General features: G+C 73.8%; 18 protein-coding genes. 7 read left to right on the top strand and 11 right to left on the bottom strand.

What is annotated here, in order from left to right:
• Positions 1-2: 2 nt before the first annotated feature.
• From ACIBCA_RS08235 to ACIBCA_RS08220, 4 genes are all read right to left on the bottom strand, one after another.
• Positions 3-1,037, bottom strand: coding sequence for a serine hydrolase domain-containing protein (locus tag ACIBCA_RS08235; protein ID WP_396282034.1), 1,035 nt, complete (start codon positions 1,035-1,037; stop codon positions 3-5).
• Positions 1,038-1,087: 50 nt separating this feature from the next.
• A complete protein-coding gene (locus ACIBCA_RS08230) occupies positions 1,088-2,029 on the bottom strand; it encodes a DUF6895 family protein (protein ID WP_396282033.1) in 942 nt (313 codons plus the stop codon).
• On the bottom strand, positions 2,026-2,832 hold the full coding sequence (locus tag ACIBCA_RS08225) for a hypothetical protein (RefSeq protein WP_396282032.1): 807 nt from the start codon (positions 2,830-2,832) through the stop codon (positions 2,026-2,028). The genes ACIBCA_RS08230 and ACIBCA_RS08225 overlap by 4 nt, the downstream gene beginning before the upstream one ends.
• Before the next feature lie 141 nt (positions 2,833-2,973).
• A complete protein-coding gene (locus tag ACIBCA_RS08220) occupies positions 2,974-3,174 on the bottom strand; it encodes a hypothetical protein (protein ID WP_396282031.1) in 201 nt (66 codons plus the stop codon).
• A gap of 165 nt (positions 3,175-3,339) precedes the next feature.
• On the opposite strand from ACIBCA_RS08220, the gene ACIBCA_RS08215 reads away from it, so the two are divergent.
• Complete coding sequence (locus tag ACIBCA_RS08215) at positions 3,340-4,113, top strand: SDR family NAD(P)-dependent oxidoreductase (RefSeq protein ID WP_396282030.1); 774 nt, start codon at positions 3,340-3,342, stop codon at positions 4,111-4,113.
• Between the two features lie 259 nt (positions 4,114-4,372).
• Entirely contained in the window at positions 4,373-6,193 is a 1,821-nt protein-coding gene (locus ACIBCA_RS08210) for an ABC transporter ATP-binding protein (RefSeq protein WP_396282029.1), read from the top strand.
• Between the two features lie 33 nt (positions 6,194-6,226).
• On the opposite strand, the gene ACIBCA_RS08205 is transcribed toward ACIBCA_RS08210, so the two are convergent.
• Positions 6,227-6,895: a lysophospholipid acyltransferase family protein gene (locus ACIBCA_RS08205; protein ID WP_396282028.1), complete on the bottom strand. Its 669-nt coding sequence runs from the start codon at positions 6,893-6,895 to the stop codon at positions 6,227-6,229.
• Between the two features lie 178 nt (positions 6,896-7,073).
• Here ACIBCA_RS08205 and ACIBCA_RS08200 point away from each other — a divergent pair, with 178 nt between their 5' ends.
• Positions 7,074-7,286 carry an EF-hand domain-containing protein gene (locus ACIBCA_RS08200; RefSeq protein WP_396282027.1) on the top strand — a complete coding sequence of 71 codons (213 nt, stop codon included), beginning with the start codon at positions 7,074-7,076 and terminating at the stop codon, positions 7,284-7,286.
• A gap of 149 nt (positions 7,287-7,435) precedes the next feature.
• Here the strand turns inward: ACIBCA_RS08200 and ACIBCA_RS08195 are convergent, their stop codons facing one another.
• Entirely contained in the window at positions 7,436-9,640 is a 2,205-nt protein-coding gene (locus tag ACIBCA_RS08195; protein ID WP_396282026.1) for a CDP-glycerol glycerophosphotransferase family protein, read from the bottom strand.
• Positions 9,641-10,393: 753 nt separating this feature from the next.
• On the opposite strand from ACIBCA_RS08195, the gene ACIBCA_RS08190 reads away from it, so the two are divergent.
• Together ACIBCA_RS08190 and ACIBCA_RS08185 are read left to right on the top strand one after the other, a co-directional pair.
• Positions 10,394-10,669 carry a hypothetical protein gene (locus ACIBCA_RS08190; RefSeq protein WP_396282025.1) on the top strand — a complete coding sequence of 92 codons (276 nt, stop codon included), beginning with the start codon at positions 10,394-10,396 and terminating at the stop codon, positions 10,667-10,669.
• A 162-nt stretch (positions 10,670-10,831) separates the two neighbouring features.
• Positions 10,832-11,269: a YjbQ family protein gene (locus ACIBCA_RS08185; RefSeq protein WP_396282024.1), complete on the top strand. Its 438-nt coding sequence runs from the start codon at positions 10,832-10,834 to the stop codon at positions 11,267-11,269.
• A 66-nt stretch (positions 11,270-11,335) separates the two neighbouring features.
• On the opposite strand, the gene ACIBCA_RS08180 is transcribed toward ACIBCA_RS08185, so the two are convergent.
• The gene (locus tag ACIBCA_RS08180) at positions 11,336-11,923 is read right to left on the bottom strand and encodes a DUF1990 family protein (protein WP_396282023.1); all 588 of its coding nucleotides are present in this window, start codon (positions 11,921-11,923) and stop codon (positions 11,336-11,338) included.
• Positions 11,924-11,933: 10 nt separating this feature from the next.
• On the bottom strand, positions 11,934-13,082 hold the full coding sequence (locus tag ACIBCA_RS08175) for an FAD-dependent monooxygenase (RefSeq protein ID WP_396282022.1): 1,149 nt from the start codon (positions 13,080-13,082) through the stop codon (positions 11,934-11,936).
• A 223-nt stretch (positions 13,083-13,305) separates the two neighbouring features.
• Here ACIBCA_RS08175 and ACIBCA_RS08170 point away from each other — a divergent pair, with 223 nt between their 5' ends.
• Positions 13,306-14,331: a TetR/AcrR family transcriptional regulator C-terminal domain-containing protein gene (locus tag ACIBCA_RS08170; RefSeq protein WP_396282021.1), complete on the top strand. Its 1,026-nt coding sequence runs from the start codon at positions 13,306-13,308 to the stop codon at positions 14,329-14,331.
• A gap of 9 nt (positions 14,332-14,340) precedes the next feature.
• On the top strand, positions 14,341-14,568 hold the full coding sequence (locus ACIBCA_RS08165; RefSeq protein ID WP_396282020.1) for a hypothetical protein: 228 nt from the start codon (positions 14,341-14,343) through the stop codon (positions 14,566-14,568).
• A 46-nt stretch (positions 14,569-14,614) separates the two neighbouring features.
• On the opposite strand, the gene ACIBCA_RS08160 is transcribed toward ACIBCA_RS08165, so the two are convergent.
• From ACIBCA_RS08160 to ACIBCA_RS08150, 3 genes are all read right to left on the bottom strand, one after another.
• The gene (locus ACIBCA_RS08160) at positions 14,615-15,904 is read right to left on the bottom strand and encodes an aspartate kinase (protein WP_396282019.1); all 1,290 of its coding nucleotides are present in this window, start codon (positions 15,902-15,904) and stop codon (positions 14,615-14,617) included.
• A gap of 125 nt (positions 15,905-16,029) precedes the next feature.
• Positions 16,030-17,259 carry an MFS transporter gene (locus ACIBCA_RS08155; RefSeq protein ID WP_396282018.1) on the bottom strand — a complete coding sequence of 410 codons (1,230 nt, stop codon included), beginning with the start codon at positions 17,257-17,259 and terminating at the stop codon, positions 16,030-16,032.
• Positions 17,256-18,566, bottom strand: coding sequence for an acetyl-CoA carboxylase biotin carboxylase subunit family protein (locus tag ACIBCA_RS08150; protein ID WP_396282017.1), 1,311 nt, complete (start codon positions 18,564-18,566; stop codon positions 17,256-17,258). Before ACIBCA_RS08150 ends, ACIBCA_RS08155 begins: the two co-directional genes overlap by 4 nt.
• Between the last annotated feature and the right edge of the window lie 59 nt (positions 18,567-18,625).

The following is an 18,625-nucleotide window of genomic DNA, read 5'->3' as shown; positions in this document are numbered from 1 at the left end:
TCTCACCTCCCCTGCGCCAGCCCCTTCAGCAGTTCGTACGAGCTCTGGAGGAACCGCCCGTCCAGGCTGGGCCCGGTGTTGGCGAGGGCGGCGACGGCCGTGCCGGTGGGTGGGGAGAAGCCGAGGAAGGCGGTGAAACCCCGGGTGCCGCCGGTGTGGAACCACAGCTCGCGCCCGCCCGAGTGCCGGTGCTGCCAGATCAGGCCGAGCTGGTCGCCGGAGCGCGGCAGGCGCAGCCGGGGCCGCTGCACCTCGCGCAGCGCCGCCGCCAACCGGCCGTCCCCCGGCTGGAGATGGGCCTGGAGGTAGTGCAGCAGGTCGGCCGCTCCGGCCCGGACGGCGCCCGCGCCGGGCAGGCCGGGGATGCGCCAGGGCGGCAGCGCCCGCCCACGCCGGTACCCGGTCGCCCGCCCGGGCGCGTCGGCGGCGCAGGTGGTGTCGCGCAGGCCGAGCGGCCGGCAGACCCGTTCCGCGAGCAGCTGCCCGTACGAGGGTCCGCCGCCCGCCTCGACGAGCAGGCGCCCGAGCAGCCCGACCCCGTAGTTGGAGTACCCGTACCTCCCACCGGGCCGCGACCGTACGGTGGTTCGGGCGAGCCCATCCCTCAACTGCCGCTCGCCGTAGCCGCCGTACGGATTGCTGAACCAGGCGGGCACGGCCCCGGCGAGGAGCCCGGGCGGCAGCCGGGGCAGGCCCGAGGTGTGGGTGGCCAGGTGCAGCAGCCGGATCGGGCCGCCCGAACGCACCGAGGCCGCACGCCAGTCGGGGGGCAGATGGCTCTCCACCGGGTCGTCCAGGGAGAGTTCGCCGCGCGAGGCGAGGTCGGCCAGCAGCAGGGCGGTGAACGTCTTGGTGACGGAGCCGAGTTCGAAGACGGTCTCCGGTGTGCACGCGGCGGCGCCCGGCCCGCGCCCCAGTCGGCCGTGACAGCGCACCTGCGCCCGACCGCCCTCGACCAGCGCCACGGCCACCGCCGTCGCGTACGGCTCGGCGGCCCGCAGGACCTCCCCGTACAGCCGGTCGACAGGCATGCCCATGAGACGGGACGTGCCCACGCGAGGGGACGTGCTCACGCGAGGCGCGGCGCTCACGCCAGGGCCGCCTGCGCGCCGCCGAGCGCGCGCGAGAGGGTGACCGTGCTGGCCACCACCGCGACCACGGCGGTGTGTTCGTGATCCTTGAACGCCTGCTCGGGCTCCTCGGCGACGGGCTGCGCGTCGTCGCGGGGGATCAGCCCGTCCTCGCGCTGCACGGCGGCGAGCGCCTCCCAGCCCTGCCGCCCGGTGACCGGCTCGCCGATGCAGGCGTCGACGACGAGCAGTTCGGCGGCGAGGTCCCACTGCCCGACCTCCAGCCAGATGTCGAGCCAGACGGGCAGCCAGTCGCGGACGTAGGCGCGCATCGGCTCGGGAAGGTTCTCCGGCCGGGCGCCCCAGTCGGTGAGGTGGAAGACGGTGTGGGTGATGTCGTAGCCGGTGGCCCAGTCCACGGCCCAGGGCTCGGGGGCGGAGCCGAGCCAGGTGGTGGCGGCCAGGGCGCCCCAGTCCGGGGCGCGGCGCTCCAGGCCCGTGACCCGGCGGGCGTTGGCGATGGCCAGGCGCCGGTTGGGCACCGTCTCGGCGGCGTGCACCGAGCGCAGTTCGGCCAGGGAGGCGACGAGGTCCTCCAGTGGAGGATGCCGGTACCCGGCCCGGACGAAGTGGGCGTACACCTCCAGCGGGTCGGTCAGCAGCAGGTGCCTCAACTGCCGTTCGTACAGCAGGTTCCCGTCCCGCAGCTGGGACCAGCCGAAGGCGAGCATCCGGCGGGCCCGCTCGGCGTCGACCGGCCCGGTGACGCCCTCGCGCAGCACCAGCGAGGCGGCGAGCGCGCATTCGCCGATCGGCTTGTAGGCGTTGTTGGGGTCGGCGATGTCGATGGTGATGTTGTCGTCGAGCCCGCCGAAGCCGGTCTCGTGCGAGGCGTCGAGCCAGGCCAGCGCGCGCGAGCCGAGCCGCTGGGCGGTGGCGAGGACCTCGTGGTCGGTCATGCCGGCTCCTCCGTGCCGTCCAACAGCGCCGTGGCGATGGCCAGTTCGAGGGCGATCCGGGCGCTGCCGTCGCTCACCACCCGCAGGCGGGCCAGCAGCGGTTCCAGCTCCAGCGGCACGGCGACGCCCTCGGCCCGGCACCAGGCCAGCCAGCGCGTCAGCCGGGCGGCGGCCCGGTGGTCGCGCCGCAGCATCGACCGTACGGCGCCCCGGGCGAGTGCCAGGGCGTGGGTGCGGGCCTGGCGGTGCACGGCGCCGTCCAGTCCGGGCAGGGCGAGGGCGGACAGCTGCGCCATCCGGATCGACCAGGGCTGCCACTGCTGCGGCTCCGGCCACGCGGTGTGACCGGGAACGGCAGGGGCGGGCGCGCGGACAGCGGGTGGGGTGAGAGCCGGCGCGGTGACGAAGCGTTCCCCCGGGCCCGTGTCACCGGCCGTCCCCAGCGCCCGGACGAGCAGCACCCCGGCCGCCCAGTCCCGCCAGGCGGTGACGACGGCGTTCCCGTCCCCGTCGCCCTCCGCGCCCGTCACGCCGGCGGGCGGGAAGACCCGGTGCGCCTCGGCCAGCAGCAGCGCCGTGGTCTCGTCGGGGTCGGCCCCGGCCAGCAGTTGCGGGGCGAACAGGTCGGGCCCGACCACCCGCAGGGCGGCCAGCAGCGACCTGGGGGCGGCCGCCGCCTCGGGCGGGTCGGGCGCGAGCGCGACCGCACCCCCGGCGCCCCGCAGGGCGTCGAGGGTCCGGCCCGCCACCCGCTCGACTGCGGCGGCGTACTCGTCGCGCAGAGGGGTATCGGCGAATGGCATGGTTGCGTGGTCCTCCTCGAAGCGGACTCCACGAGGCACCGGACCGGAACCGGCGACCGTCGGTCACCAAGAATCACGGTCGGTGACGGTCACGGCGCGGGAGTGCCCCGCGGGGCCCTGGGGGCCCGGCGGCGAGCTCGGCTACCGGGTCTTCTCCTTGGGCTGCTTCGGGGCGAGCAGCAGCAGCCCCACCAGCAGCAGGCCGCCGGCGGCTTCGGGGCGGTACGTGGGCGCGTCGCTGACGACGGCCTCGTCCTCCACCATGAGCGTGCCGAGCGCATCGAGTTCGGCCTCGGTCGCCAGCGGCGTCCGGGTCGTGCCGGTCGTGAACTGAGTAAGCATCAGATGTGCCTCCTCATCTGGACTTCACCGCCCGGTCGGGCGACGCCCCCGTCCGACACTACGAGCCCCGGCGGCGACCTGCATCCGCAGCCCCCTGAGCTGCGGCGTTGCCCTGGGTGCGGGCTCGGATGCGGCGAGTTCGCGGCGAGTCGGTACGGTCTGGACATGACCACAGCCTTGATCACCGGCGCGACCGCCGGCATCGGAGCCGCCTTCGCCCGCCGTCTGGCCCGCGGCGGCTACCGGCTCGTCCTGGTGGCCCGCGACACCGAGCGCCTGGAGCGCGCGGCCGCCGACCTGCGCGCCCGCTACGGCACCGAGTCGGAGGTGCTGCGCGCCGACCTCGCCACCGAGGACGGCATCCGCGCCGTCGAGGCCCGCCTCGCCGACACCGCGAACCCGGTGGACCTGCTCGTCAACAACGCGGGCTTCGGCAACAAGGGCGCCTTCGGCACCGTGCCCCTGCAGGACGAGCTGGACATGCTGAAGGTGCACATCGAGGCGATCCTCCGCCTGACCACCGCCGCGCTGCCCGGCATGCGCGAGCGCGGCCGGGGCGCGATCGTCAACGTCGCCTCGGTGGCCGCCTTCCTGCCGCGCGGCACGTACGGGGCGAGCAAGGCGTGGGTGGTCAGCTTCACCCAGGGCGTGCTGCGCGACCTCGGCGGCAGCGGGGTGCGGATGATGGCGCTGTGCCCGGGCTTCACCCGTACCGAGTTCCACGAGCGCGCGGGCATGGGCACCGACAACATCCCCGCCTGGTCCTGGCTCTCGGCGGACCGGGTGGTGGAGGACGCGCTGCGCGACCTGGGCCGCGGCCGGTCGGTGTCGGTGCCCGGCAAGCGCTACAAGGCCGTGGTCGCCCTGGCCCGGCTGCTGCCCTCGGGCAAGCTGGGCGGCGTCTCCAACAAGGCGGCGCGCACGTACCGCACCAACTAGCCGGAGCGCGTGCGGCGGTCGGACGGCGGCCGGACGGAAGTCGGACGGAGGTCGGACGGTGACCGGACGGAGACCGGTCAGGGGGCCGGACGAGGCCGGACGGCGGTAGCGGGGACCGCGGGCACGCAGCGGGAATAGAGCAACCCTCACTATTAGCTTGCCTAACTATGAGCTAACCCCGCTATGCTGCCCCCGGTGCCGCTCCGCGCACCCGTCCGACCGCCGCGCCCCCGCGCGCCCGAACCAGGGAGGTCCGCCCTTGAGGCGCACCATCGACTGGACCCCGCCCGAAACCGTCGAGGGCGAGACCCGCCCGCCCTCCCAGTGGCGGCGCATCCTCGCGCTCTTCCGCCCCTACACCGGACGCCTGGCGCTCGTCGGCCTGCTGGTCGCCGCCTCCGCCGTCGTCTCCGTCGCCTCACCGTTCCTGATCAAGGCCGTCCTGGACACCGCCATCCCGCAGGGCCGCACCGGGCTGCTCAGCCTGCTCGCCCTCGGCATGGTCGCGGCGGCCGTGGTGAACAGCGTCTTCAACGTCCTGCAGACGCTGATCTCCACCACCGTCGGCCAGCGCGTCATGCACGACCTGCGCACCGCCGTCTACGGCCACCTCCAGCGCCAGTCGCTCGCCTTCTTCACCCGCACCCGCACCGGCGAGGTGCAGTCCCGCATCGCCAACGACATCGGCGGCATGCAGTCCACGGTGACCTCCACCGCGACCAGCCTGGTCTCCAACTTCACCGCCGTCGTCGCCTCGATCGTCGCCATGGTCGCCCTGGACTGGCGGCTGACGATCGTCTCCCTGGTGCTGCTCCCGCTGTTCGTCTGGATCAGCCGCCGCGTCGGCCGCGAGCGCAAGAAGATCACCGGCGAGCGCCAGAAGCAGCTCGCCGCGATGAGCTCCGCCGTCCAGGAGTCGCTCTCCGTCAGCGGCATCCTGCTGGGCCGCACCATGGGCCGAGGCGACTCGTTGTCGCGGGAGTTCACCGCCCAGTCCGACCAGCTCGCCGAGCTCGAGGTGCGCGCCAGCATGGCCGGGCGCTGGCGGATGAACACCATCCAGATCGTGATGGCCGCCATGCCCGCCGCGATCTACTGGGCCGCCGGGCTCACCGTCGCCGGGGGAGCGCCGATCGTCTCCGTCGGCACCCTGGTCGCCTTCGTCACCCTCCAGCAGGGCATGTTCCGCCCGACGGTGAGCCTGCTCTTCACCGGCGTCGAGGTGCAGACCTCGCTCGCCCTGTTCCAGCGGATCTTCGAGTACCTCGACCTGCCGGTGGACATCACCGAACGGCCGGACCCCGTCGACCTCCCCGGGATCCGCGGCGACGTGCGCTTCGAGACCGTCGACTTCCGCTACGACCCCGAGCAGCCGCGCCCCACCCTCGCCGGCGTCGACCTCGCCGTCCCGGCGGGGACCTCACTGGCCGTGGTCGGCGAGACCGGCTCCGGCAAGACCACGCTCAGCCACCTGGTGCCCCGCCTCTACGACGTCACCGGCGGCCGCGTCACCATCGACGGCGTGGACGTGCGCGACCTGTCCTTCGAGACCCTGGCCCGCGCCGTCGGCGTCGTCTCCCAGGAGACGTACCTCTTCCACGCCTCCGTCGCCGACAACCTGCGCTTCGCCAAACCCGACGCCACGGACGCCGAACTCGTCGAGGCCGCCCGGGCCGCGCAGATCCACGACACCATCGACGCCCTCCCGGAGGGCTACGACACCCTCGTCGGCGAACGCGGCTACCGCTTCTCCGGCGGCGAGAAGCAGCGCCTCGCCCTCGCCCGGACGATCCTGCGCAACCCGCCCGTCCTCATCCTCGACGAGGCCACCAGCGCCCTGGACAACCGCACCGAACGCGCCGTCCAGCAGGCCGTCGACACCCTCTCCGAGGGCCGGACCACCATCACCATCGCGCACCGGCTCTCCACCGTCCGCGCCGCCGACCAGATCGCCGTCCTCGACCACGGACAGGTCACCGAACTGGGCACCCACGAGGAGCTGGTGGCCCTCGACGGCCGGTACGCGGCGCTGCTGCGCCGTGAAGTCCCGGACACCGCCGGGGTGCTGGGCCACGCCTGAGGCAACTCGAGCCGGGCGAGCCGGGCGAGCCGCTCAGGCGGCCTTCGGCACCTCGTTGTAGCGCTCCGCGACCTCCTGGCCCGAGAGCCGCTGGATCGCCGCCATCACCTCGTCCGTCACCTGACGGCGCGCCTTGAGCGAACGGGCCTGCCCGTGCAGCTCGTCGAAGTGCAGCGGCTCCCCGAAACGCACCGTCACCTTCTTCAGGCGCGGCACCCGCTTGCCGATCGGCAGGATCTCCTCCGGCCCCTCCAGCGCCACCGGCACCACCGGGACGCCCGCCGTCAGCGCCAGCCAGGCCACACCCGTCTTGCCCCGGTACAGCCGCCCGTCCAGGGAGCGGGTGCCCTCCGGGTAGATGCCGAACGCCTTTCCGGCCTCCAGGATCTCCAGCGCCGACTCCAGCGAGGCCTGGGCCGAGCGGTAGGTGCCGCGCTCGACCGGCACCGCGCCGATCGCCTCGAAGAAGCCCTTGGAGACCTTGCCCTTGAGCCCGGGCGCCTTCCAGTACTCGGCCTTGGCGAGGAAGTGGACGCGGCGCGGGGCGGTCAGCGGGATCACCACGCTGTCGATGAAGGACAGGTGGTTGCTCGCCAGGATCACCCCGCCCTTGCCCGGCACGTTCTCGGCACCCTCGATGACCGGGCGCCACATCCCGCGCGCGACGGGCTTCAGCACCAGCCTGGTGACGAGGTCGAGCATGGGGGTTCCCTCCCTGGACGAACGATCGCCCGGATGTGCCCGGGCCCGCGATCAGATCCGCAGACTACGGCACCCACCCCCGCGCCCGTCCACTCCCGGAGACCGTGGCGATCACCACGGCCGGGTAGGGTACGGCCGACCGAACCGAGCACGACCAGGCAGTACCCAGGAGGGCACCATGCAGAGCACCGAGGAGATCAAGGCGCTGTTCGACCGTATCGACAAGAACGGCGACGGCAAGATCACCGCGGCCGAGTACGCGCTCGCCGCCAACGAGATGGGCGACCACGCCGTGACGCTCGCGATGGCCGAGGCGCTGATCCACACGATGGACACCCGGCACCAGGGCTTCCTGGACTTCGAGGAGTTCCTGGCCGCCCGCCGCGGCTGATCCGTGCGGAACGGGGCCGGCACCGCCGCTGCGGTGACCGGCCCCGCCGTCGTTCACGGGTCGAGTCGTTCACGGGCCGAGTCGTTCACGGGCCGTGTCAGCCCCGAACATCGGCCCCGAACCTCAGCCGCGCACCTCAGCCGCGCACCTCAGTCACGTACCGGGAACACCCGGCGCACCACCCGCTCCGCCGCCCCGCCGTCGTCCCAGACGCAGAACTTCGCGCGGAACCGTTCCCGTGCCTCCGGCTCCGGATCCCCCGCCAGCAGCGCCTTCACCAGCGCCTCCGCGTCCTGGGTGACCGCGCCCGGCGGCTCGGCGAACAGGTCGAAGTAGACGCCGCGTTCGCGCCGGTACTCCTCCCAGTCCGGGGCGAAGATCACCACCGGCCGGTCCAGCACCGCGAAGTCGAACATCATCGACGAGTAGTCCGTCACCAGCACGTCCGCCGCCAGGTAGAGGTCCTCCACCGCCGGGTGCGCCGACACGTCCAGGATCCCCGCCGCCTCCGAACCCGCCGTCAGGTCGCCCGGACCGCCGGTGTGGAAGTAGTGGGTGCGCACCAGCAGCGTGTAGTGCGGCCCCAGCGCGCGCGCCAGCGCCGCCACGTCGAGCAGCGGCACGTAACCGCCGCGCCCGCTGCGGTGGGTGGGCGCGTACAGCACCGCCGTGGTGCCGGGGCGCAGCCCGAGCCGCTCGCGCATTGCCCGCACCTCCTCCCGGTCGGCGTTCGCCAGCCGGTCGTTGCGCGGGTACCCGGTGTCCAGCATCTCGTACGAGCCGGGGAACGCCCGCGAGAAGTGCTCGGTGGTGTGCGGGTTGGGGGAGACGAGGAAGTCCCAGCGGTCCACGGCCTCCTGGAGCCGGTCGAAGTCCAGGCCCTCCTCGGCGGCCGCCGGGTGGTCGCGCAGGTCCATGCCCATCGCCTTCAGTGGCGTGCCGTGCTGCGTCTGGATGTGCACGGTGCCCGGCCGCTTGGTCATCGTCCGGGGGAAGTTGACGTTGTTGACGAAGAACTTGGCCGTCGCCATCGCCTTGAAGTAGGCGGGGGTGTTGACGAACACGTACGGCACGTCGGGCGGCATGGTGGCGGCCTGGGCGCGGTTCTCCACCACCCACACCCCCTTGATCCGGGGGCTGAGTTCGCGCGCCTTCTCGTAGATCGCCGCCGGGCTGCAGGCGTAGCCCCGGTGCCAGTAGGCGGCGTAGACGGCGAGGTTCTCGTCCAGCGGCAGCCGGCGGAACGCGTTGTACGCGGTGAAGCGGGCGCCGCTGCGCACCCCCTTCTTCACGGCGGGCGCCACGGCCCGCGCCCCGCGTTTGAGGTCGCGCGGCAGCCGGCCGGTGCGGCGCAGCTCCGCGTAGGCGATCCGCGCGCCGCGCGCCGCCAGGCGGTACTGGACGCCGCGCACCCCGCCGGGGAAGCGGTAGCCGGAGGGGCGGTGGCGGGCGAAGTGTTCGGCGAGGGAGCGGAAGTAGTCCTTGCGCCGGTCGGCGGGCAGCAGGCCGGGGGTGTCGTAGACGTTGAGGGCCTGCTGGACGGTCCGGTCGAAGACCATCGTGCGCAGCGTGTCCGGGACGGGCCGGCCGGGGCGGTCCGGGCGGTCGAGGAAGGCGAAGATCGCGTCGTACTGGGCGAACACCCCGGCGTGCTTGGGGGAGGCGGTCGCGGTGATCGCGCCGGCCCGGCCGCGCCGGTAGTGGTAGCAGGGGCGGTCCAGGTAGCGCAGCCGCTCGGCGGCCAGCAGCGCCGGGTAGGTGGCGGAGATGTCCTCGTAGTACCCGCGGCCGAAGGAGACGCCCAGGCCCTCCAGGTACGCGCGGCGGAAGACCTTGTTCCAGACCGACATCACGGTGCGCAGCAGCGGCGGGTGCTCGGCGAGGGTGCAGCCCTCGACCAGCGGGGAGCCGGTGAGCACGTGGCGCCAGGGGTTGGGCTCCGTCCCTCCGTCGGGGTAGACGTGGGTGAAGTCGGTGATCAGCACGTCGACCGGGGTCTCGCGGCGGCGCTCCTGCTCCAGCTCGTCCAGCAGCACGCTCACCGTGCGCTCGGGTACCCAGTCGTCGCTGTCGACGAACCAGACGTACTCGCCGCGCAGGTGCGGCAGGGCGGCGGTGCGGGCGCCGCCGAGGCCCTGGTTCTCGTCGAGGTGCAGGACGCGCAGCCGGTGGTCGCGCGCGGCGTACGAGTCCAGGATCGCGCCGCAGCCGTCCGGGGAGACGTCGTCGACCGCGATCACCTCGAAGCGGGTCTCGCCGGCGGGGGTGTCGGCGAGGATCGAGTCGAGGCACTGCGGAAGGAAGCGTTCCACGCCGTGGACGGGGAGCACGATGCTGAGGAGGAGGGGGGACACGCCGACCGAGTCTACCGATCCACGCGGTGCCACCTGCGCGGACGTTCGGCGGGGCCCCGGCGGGGGAGTCGTGCGGGGTGGTCGTGCGGGGAAGTGGGGTGGCGGCCGGACCGACCCTCACGGCCGGCCGCCGTTCCGGGCACCCGACGAGACCGGCCGCCGCAGCGTCGAGGCGGCCTGGCAGTGGCTCGGGGGGAGCCGGAGTCCTGCGTCGAGCCCTTCACGACTCGAACATGCGTCTGGGGCGATGACGACGCCGACGCATTGGAAAAGATATTGCTTGTCGGCATCTCGCGAGTCAATCCCCCTTTTGTGTTCACTTCATGAAGGCTTATGTCGAGGGGTGGCACTACTTCCGTAGTGGCACTACTGCAGTAGTGCCACTACGGAAGTAGTGCGGACGGCCCCCGGTCGGTCCCTGGTCGGCTCTCGGGCGGCCTCGAGACGGCTTCCGGGCGGCCACGGATGATCACTTTGTCGATGTGGCGCCTGTCCCCTATATGGGCAAGCCGACGAGGGGGCGCGTCGACAGGGCGACGCGTGCGCCGCCCGTGCTCCCGGGCACCGGTGACAGACGGCTGGTCGTGCACCATCATTGATGCCTAGTCGTGACCGGCCGGAGTGCCCCTGGTGCATCGTCAGTTGACGCCGCACGATACGGTGAGCACCACACCATGGACGGTTGCGCGAAGGCGGTTCCTCACGGATAGTCTTCGCCTCACGGCCCTGGCGCCTCGTAGGGGTGGGAAACAGATGGAACACATGCAAGTGCGGACTCGGCCCCGTGTGCCGGCGATCCAGTGCGGCGTCGGCACGACCGGCCGCCGGATCGACCGACACCTGGCCGTGCTCGGCGCGCCCGCGCTCTCGACGGTCGACACCGCCGAGGCGCTCGGGCTCATAAGGGAGCTCACGCCGCGCGGCCCGGCCGCCGCGGACGCCCCGCCGGCCCGCCGCCGCCAGATGCGGGTCAAGCTGATGGCGCCCCTGCGTCGCCTGAAGCGCAGCCTGTTCGGCGGACACGGCTAGGCCCTGTCCGGGCCTAGGAGCGGCGCCTTCCGGCTGCTGCGGCCGCACTGGGGGAGAGCCTACGACGACCCGATGGACCCACCAGGTCCATCGGGTCGTCGGTCTGCCCGGACCACCCCCGCCGGGACCACCCCCGCCCGTCCGGTCTGTGAGGATGGCGCCATGGCGGACAACAACCACTCCACCCGATTCCAGACCGACACCTTCGAGATCACCACCGGCAGCCACGAGGTCGCGCTCGACATCACCGAGCGCTGCGCCGCGTTCCTCGACGAGCGGGCCGCCGGGCGCGACGGCCTGCTCAACGTCTTCGTCCCGCACGCCACCGCCGGGATCGCCGTCCTGGAGACCGGCGCCGGCAGCGACGACGACCTCCTCGCCACCCTGCGCGACCTGCTCCCCGCCGACGACCGCTGGCGCCACCGCCACGGCAGCCCCGGCCACGGCCGGGACCACGTGCTGCCCGGCCTCGTCGCCCCGCACGCCACCCTGCCGGTGATCGGCGGCCGGATGGCACTGGGCGTCTGGCAGTCCGTGGTGCTCGTCGACACCAACGGCGACAACCCGCGCCGGACGGTCCGGCTGTCCTTCCTCGGCTGAGCCCCGGTCGGCCGTCCGGGCCCCGCTCGGTCGGCCGTCCGAGCCCCGGCGGATCCCGGACGGTCCTCAGCTCCGCACGTGGGCGGCGACGGCGGCGAGGTAGCGCTCGATCGCCAGGTGCTGGCACAGCAGCGCCACCGGGCGCCCCAGCCGGGCGTACCAGGCGGCCAGCCGGGAGAACGCGGCGACCTCGAACCACACCTCGCCGTCGGCGTCCATCGACACCAGGAACGACTCCTCCCCGCACTCCGGGTGCCCGGGCAGGGTCCCGTACGCGAAGCCGATCCGGTCCGGCCGCTCCAGCGTCCACGCCACCCGGCAGGGGATCACCAGGCGCGGCCACCGGCGGCCGGGCAGGGCGAGGCGCAGCAGCACCGTCGCGCCCTCCTCGGCCGGCCCGTACGGGAACACCGCGAAGCCGGTCCCCAGCTGCGCGCCCCAGCCGAGCACATACCGCCCGGCCCGCTCCAGCACCTCGGGCCCGCGCCCCAGGTGCACCCGCCGCCGCAGGTGGGCGAACCCGCGCGGCAGCGGCCCGCCGAGGGTGGCCCCGACCTCGGGGTAGCTGGGGGCGGTGGCGCGGGCGGCGGCCAGGCGGCGGTGCAGGGCGCTCTCCAGGTGCAGGGTGCTCTCCGGGTACAGGGTGCTCTCCATGCGGGGCACGCTATACGGCCGCCCGACCAGCAGGAACGTCGAGGTCGATGGCGTTCTTCGCCCGCTCCACCGACTCCTCGGAGGCCGGACCGCCCGGGTTCTCGGTGGCCAGGGCCTGGTTGAGCCGGACGAACGGGCGCAGCCGCTCCTCGTACGCGGCGAAGGCCGCGTAGTGGTCGCCGCCGCAGCCGGCCAGGGCGTCGGCGAGGACGTGGGCGCCGACCAGGGCGAGGCTGGTGCCCTGGCCGGACATCGGGGAGGCGCAGTAGCCCGCGTCGCCGAGCAGGACGGTGCGGCCGCGCGACCAGTACTCCAGGTGGATCTGCGTCATCGCGTCGCAGTAGAGGTCCTCCGCCCGGTCCAGGGCGTCCAGCAGGCGCTCGCGCTCCCAGCGCAGGCCGGCCCTCATCCGCTCGGCGACCAGGGCCCTGCGGGCCTCGGCGCCGCGCCGCCCGTCCGGCAGCGGCTCGCCGCCGAAGCCGACGGTGACGCGCAGTTCGGTGTTGCCGCGCACCGGGTAGACGCCGAGGCCGAACTCGCCCTCGCGCATCCACATCTGCCAGTCCTCCAGGCCGAGGAAGTTGTCCGCGCTGAACACCGCGAGGTGCAGGCCCAGGGGGGAGGCGTAGTCCTCCTCGGGCCCGAAGGCCAGGCGGCGCACGGCGGAGTGCAGGCCGTCCGCGCCGACGACCAGGTCGAAGCGGCGTTCGGCGGCGTGCTCGAAGCGGGCCAGGACGCCGACGTCCGGGCGCTCGGGGTCCTCCTCCAGTGCGGTGAGGGAGTCCCCGAAGCGGAACTCGGCGCCGTCGGCGGCCGCCCGGGTGTGCAGGACGCGCACCAGGTCGTCGCGCAGCAGCTCGACGTCCTCGCTGTCGAGGCGTCCGGCGCTGAAGGTGCTCTCGGTGCTGCGGTGGACCTCGTGTCCGTCCCCGTCGAGGACGGACATCCCCCGCATCCGGGTGCGGTGCTCGCGGACGGCCTCCAGCACCCCGAGCCGCCCGACCACCTCCAGGGCGACGCCCCGCACGTCGACGGCCTGTCCGCCGCCGCGCGGCCCCGGGGCGCGCTCCACGACGGTGGGCGCGAAGCCGCGGCGGGCGAGCAGGGCGGCGAGCGCGCAGCCGGCGACACCGGCGCCGGAGATGAGGACGGACTTCACGGGGACCCCTTGGTTGTTCGGACGCACCCGGCGGGCGCGCTCTCGTACGGTGTACGCGAGCTGAATGTACGGCGTACGCGCAGCGCGTCCAACCGGCCTCAGGGGCGGCTGAACTAGCACAGTTGAGCCTCGCCGGGATAGCCGCGCTGATAGCGTCTGCACTAGGACAGCCCGACCGGTGCGCCGGGCTGAGACCGAGGTCACACCCCCGAGGAGATCGCCCATGACGGAGCAGCCGCCGCCCTACCGGCGGATCGCCGACGAGATCGCCCGCCGCATCACCGAGGGCGCCCTCGCGCCCGGCGAGCGGGTGCCCTCGACGCGCCGGATCGCCAGGGAGTGGAACGTCGCGCTCGCCACGGCCACCAAGGTGCTCACCACGCTGCGCCTGGAGGGGCTGGTGGAGACCCGCCCCCGGGTGGGCGCCGTCGTGGCAGCCTCCCGGGCGAAGCGCCCGGCACCCGCTGCGGCGTTGGGGCCTGCGGCGCCGGCGCCCGCTGCGGAGCCGGGGTTCGCAGTGTCGGGGCGGGCGGCGTTCGCGGAGGGCGGGGAGCTGACCCGGGAGCGGATCGTGCGGGCCGCGACGGAGATCGCGGACGGGGAGGGGCTCGCCGCGCTGTCCATGCGTAGCGTCGCGGCCCGGCTCGGCGTGGCCGCGATGTCGCCTTATCGGCATGTGGCGGGCAAGGACGACCTGGTCCTGCTGATGGCCGACGCCGCCTTCGCCGAGGAGCGCTACCCGGCCCAGCCGCCGCCCGGCTGGCGCGAACGGCTGGAGTTCGGCGCGCACAGCCTCTGGCGGACGTACCGGCGCCACCCCTGGCTCTCCCAGATCGGGGCGCTCACCCGCCCGCTGATGCTGCCCGCCCTGCTCGACCACGCCGAGTGGGCGCTCGGCGCCCTGGACGGCCACGGCCTCGACCCGCGGACCGTCCTCGACCTGCACGTCCTGCTCTACAGCTACATCCAGGGCCTGGCCGTGCACCTCGAACGCGAGGCGCAGGCGGCGGCCGGCAGCGGCCTGACGGAGGACCAGTGGATGGACCGGCAGGGTCCGGCCCTGGCGGCGATCGTCGAGGGCGGCCGGTACCCGGTGTTCGGCAGGATCGCCCGGGACCTCGGCGAGGACGGCTACGACCTCGACCTGGACGCGCTGTTCGCCTTCGGGCTGGGGCCGCTGCTGGACGGGATCGGGGCGATGATCGCCGCCGCCCCGGGCGGCTTGCCGACCGGGGCGGGCGGGGAGTAGGAAGGCGGTATGAGCGAGGAGCCGACGATCCAGGACACGACGGCGGTCTGCGACCTGGCCCCCGTGGACGCCGAGGCGGCGCTGCGCCCGGGCCCGGCGGCCTCGGCCGCCGAGGGTCCGCGCGCGGACTGCGTGCTGTGCGGGGAGCCGACCGAGTGGCCCGCCGACCGGCCGGGCGCCGCGCTGTGCCCGGTCTGCACCTGGCAGCAGGCCCAGCGCGGCGCGTGCTCCGGCTGACGAGACGCCCCAAGTACCTCTCGGCCGTGCCTCACAGCGGTGCCTCTCAGCGCCCGCTGCCCGCGTAGACCACGGCCTCCGCCGCGTCGCTGTCCAGGCCGAAGGCGGTGTGTACGGCGCGTACGGCCTCGGCGATGCGCTCGGACCCGGTGACGACGGAGATCCGCGCCTCGGAGGTCGCGATGGCCTCGATGTCGGCGCCGCAGGCGTCCAGCGCTGCGAACAGGGCCGTGGTGACCCAGGCGTTGGAGCGCAGTCCCGCGCCGACCAGGGAGATCTTGGCGGTCTCCTCGTCGTGGTGGACGGCCTCGAAGCCCACCTCCCCCCGGAGCGAGGCCAGGATGTCCAGGGCCCGGGCCAGGGCGGCCCGGGGCAGGCTGAAGGCGATGTCGACCGGGCCGAGCGGGGAGGTGGAGCCCGCCCGTGCCGACATGTCGACGGTGATCTCGGCGTCGGCGAGGGCGCGGAAGATCCGGGCGGTGGCGCCGGGCCGGTCCGGGACGCCGACCACGGTGATCCGGGCCCCGGAGGTGTCGTGGGCGACGCCGGTGATGATCGCCCGCTCCTTCTCCCCGCCCGCCGCACCCGCCGCCCGCTCCCGCCCGGCGCCGCCGACGATCGTCCCCGGCAGGCCGGAGAAGGAGGAGCGGACGTGGATCGGGATGCCGTGGCGCCGGGCGTACTCGACGCAGCGGTCGAGCAGCACCCGGGAACCGGAGGAGGCCAGCTCCCGCATGTCCTCGAAGCCGATCCGCTCGATCTTGCGGGCCTTGGCGACGATGCGCGGATCGGCGGTAAACACCCCGTCCACGTCCGTGTAGATCTCGCAGACCTCCGCGCCCAGCGCGGCGGCCAGCGCCACGGCGGTGGTGTCGGAGCCGCCGCGCCCCAGGGTGGTGATGTCGCGGCTGGTGCGCGAGACGCCCTGGAACCCGGCGACGATGGCGACGCTGCCCTCGTCCAGGGCGGCGCGCACCCGGTCGGGCGTCACGTCGAGGATGCGCGCCCGGTTGTGGGCGGCGTCGGTGATGACACCGGCCTGACTGCCGGTGAACGACTGGGCGTCGGCGCCGAGTGCCTCGATCGCCATGGCCAGCAGCGCCATGGAGATCCGTTCCCCGGCGGTCAGCAGCATGTCCAGCTCGCGGCCCGAGGGGACGGGGGTCACCTGCTCCGCGAGTTCGATGAGGTCGTCCGTGGTGTCGCCCATCGCGGAGACCACGACGACGACCTCGTGGCCGGCGTTCCTGGTCTCCACGATGCGGCGGGCGACGCGCTTGATGCTCTCGGCGTCCGCCACGGACGACCCGCCGTACTTCTGCACGACGAGACCCATCTGGCTCCTCGTTTCGGTTGACGGTGCTGGTGTGTTGACGGTGCTGGTGTGTTGACGGTGCTGGTGTGTTGACGGTGCTGGTGTGTTGGCGGTGCTGATGAACCGGGGGCTCTCGCTGGGGGTTCTCAGCGCCGCCCGGCGAGCAGCCGGAACAGTGCCGGGGTGACCAGCAGGCCGAGCAGTCCGCTGAGCACCCAGGGCCAGGTGGCGCCCAGCCCGTACGCGAAGACGCCCGCGGCCGGGCCCAGCGACATGCCGGTGGACTGGCAGAAGCCGAGCACCGACTGGTAGCGGGCCACCGCCCCGGGCGGGGCGGCGGCGGTGGCGGCGGCGGCCGCGACCGGTGAGATGAGCATCTCCCCGGCCGTCCACAGCAGCACCCCGGCGACCAGGACGGGCCAGGTGACCCCGGCCGCGTTGACGAGGTACCCGCCGAAGACGCAGACGGCGCCCAGGCAGATCGGCACCCGCACCGGCCAGCGCTGGATGACCACGGACAGCGGCACCTCACAGGCGATCACCACGACCGCGTTGAGGGTCAGCAGGGCGCCGAACGCGCCGGTGCTGAACCCGCTGTCCTTCATGGCCAGCGGCAGTGGGCCGGTCTGCTGGGCGTACACCAGGGAGATCAGGCCCAGCAGCACGCAGACGCCGATGAAGCGCGGATCGCCCAGCGGGCCCGGGCCCGTCTGTCCGCTCGCTCGCTCGGGGGCTCTGCGCGGCGAGCCCCGGTCGGCGGGCAGAGCGAGGAGCAGCAGGCAGGAGGCCACCGAGACGGCCGCGTTGCCGAGCAGCAGGGTGTCCATGTGCCCGGCCGCCCAGATGCCGCCGATCAGCGGGCCGACGGCGGCGCCCACGTTCAGGGCGAGCCGGTAGAGGGCGAACATCGTCACCCGGTGCTCGGCCGGGGCCGCCTCGCCGACCACCGCCTGCGCCACCGGCCCGTACGCCTGGACGGCCGCGGACAGCAGGCAGGCCAGCACCAGGGTGGAGGTGTAGCCGCGGAACTCGGCCAGCAGGGCCGAGAACGCCGCGGTGAGCAGGGTGAACAGCAGCAGGGAGCGCCGCCGTCCGATCCGGTCGGCGAGCAGTCCGGAGACCCCGGCGCCGGCCATGCCCGCGCCGGCGACCAGGGCCAGGCCCAGGGTGATCTGACCGGCGTCGTAGCCCCGGTCGGCGAGCACCAGGGTCAGGAAGATCGCGAAGAACCCGCCGACGCGGTTGAGGAACACGCCCAGCGAGACGACGACGATCGGCCGGGGGATCTCGCCCGGCCGCGGACGGCGGGCCGGGGAGGGCCCGTCCGTCCGCGGCCCGGCCGGAGCCGGGGGCTCCGCCGAGTCGAGCTCGGTCACGGGGTGCCGCCGATCGGCGCGCTGGTGGCCGGCGTCCCGCCGATCGGGGTGCTCTCCAAGGACACCAGCGCCCCGGCCGCGTCCAGGCGCTTGTCGCACTCCTCCTGGTCGGCGCCCTCGGCGACGGCGAAGGCGTACCGGGCGACGTAGTCCTTCGGCGGCCCGTACAGCTCGACGCCGGGGGAGACGACCTTGGCGAGCTGGAGCACCCCGTCCCCGGGGGTGGGCTCGGCCAGGGTGATCCGCTCGACCCGGCAGTCCTCCTCGGGGCCGAAGAAGCGGATGCCGACGGTGCGCGACAGGCCCCCCGTGAACTCGGGGCGGCGGCCGGTGACCACGTCGACCGCGACCAGGCCCGGGTCGATGCCGGTGGCGAGCTTGCCCAGGTACGGGATGAGGTCGCCGCCCAGGCGCCCGTTGACCTCCACGATCACCGGGCCGCGCGAGGTGAGCTTGACCTCGGTGTGGGTGGTGCCGTGGGTGATGCCCAGCGCTGTGTGGGCGTCCTGGAGCATCGCGATCAGCGCCTCGTCGTCCAGCAGAGGGTCCCCCGCGGTGACGGTGTGGCCGGTCTCGACGAAGTACGGCTCCCCGCCGACCTGCTTGCGGCCGACGAACATCGGCGTGTACGCGCCGTCGAAGACCGCGCCGTCGACGGAGACCTCCGGGCCGTCCAGGTACTGCTCGACGATGTAGTCGTCCGGCACCTCGACGCCCGGGTAGGCGGCGGCTGTGGTGATCCCGAAGGCCCCGGCCATCTCGTCCGGGCCCGACACCTTGATCACGCCGAGGCTCGATCCCAGGTTGCGGGGCTTGAGGACGACGGGGTACTCCAGGTCCTCCGCCGCGCGCAGCGCCTCGCCGGGCGAGCGGACGGTGGTGAAGCGCGGCTGGGCGATGCCAGCCCGGGTCAGCAGCGCCCGGGTGGTCTTCTTGTCCCGGCAGGCCGTCACGGTGTCCACCGACATGCCGGGCACGCCCAGCGCGGCGGCCGCGTGCGAGGCGGCGAGCAGGGTGCCCTCGTCGGGGCAGAACATGCCGATCACCGGCCGCTGTTCGGCCAGGCGGCGGGCGGCCGCGACGACGGCCTCGGGGTCGTAGCAGTTCAGGGCGTTCGCGCCGACGACGTACTCGCTCTGCCAGGTCGGCTCGTTGGAGTCGAACAGCCAGAGCTTGAAGCGCTGCGCCGCGGCCGAGAGCAGGTACTCGCGGTAGGGGCGGCTGTCGCGGTCCTTCTGGCTGCCGATGCCGATGACCAGCAGGACCGCGTCCTGGTCGGTCTCGCTGCTGACGGGCTGGGTGCTCACGGTGTTCTCGTCTCTCCTGCGGAACGGTTCACGGGGTGGTGGGTCAACTGGGCTGCGCT

It is taken from the genome of Kitasatospora sp. NPDC051170 (genome assembly GCF_044455705.1).
In the GTDB taxonomy this organism is placed as follows: domain Bacteria; phylum Actinomycetota; class Actinomycetes; order Streptomycetales; family Streptomycetaceae; genus Kitasatospora.
This window is presented reverse-complemented; position numbering and strand designations above follow the sequence as displayed.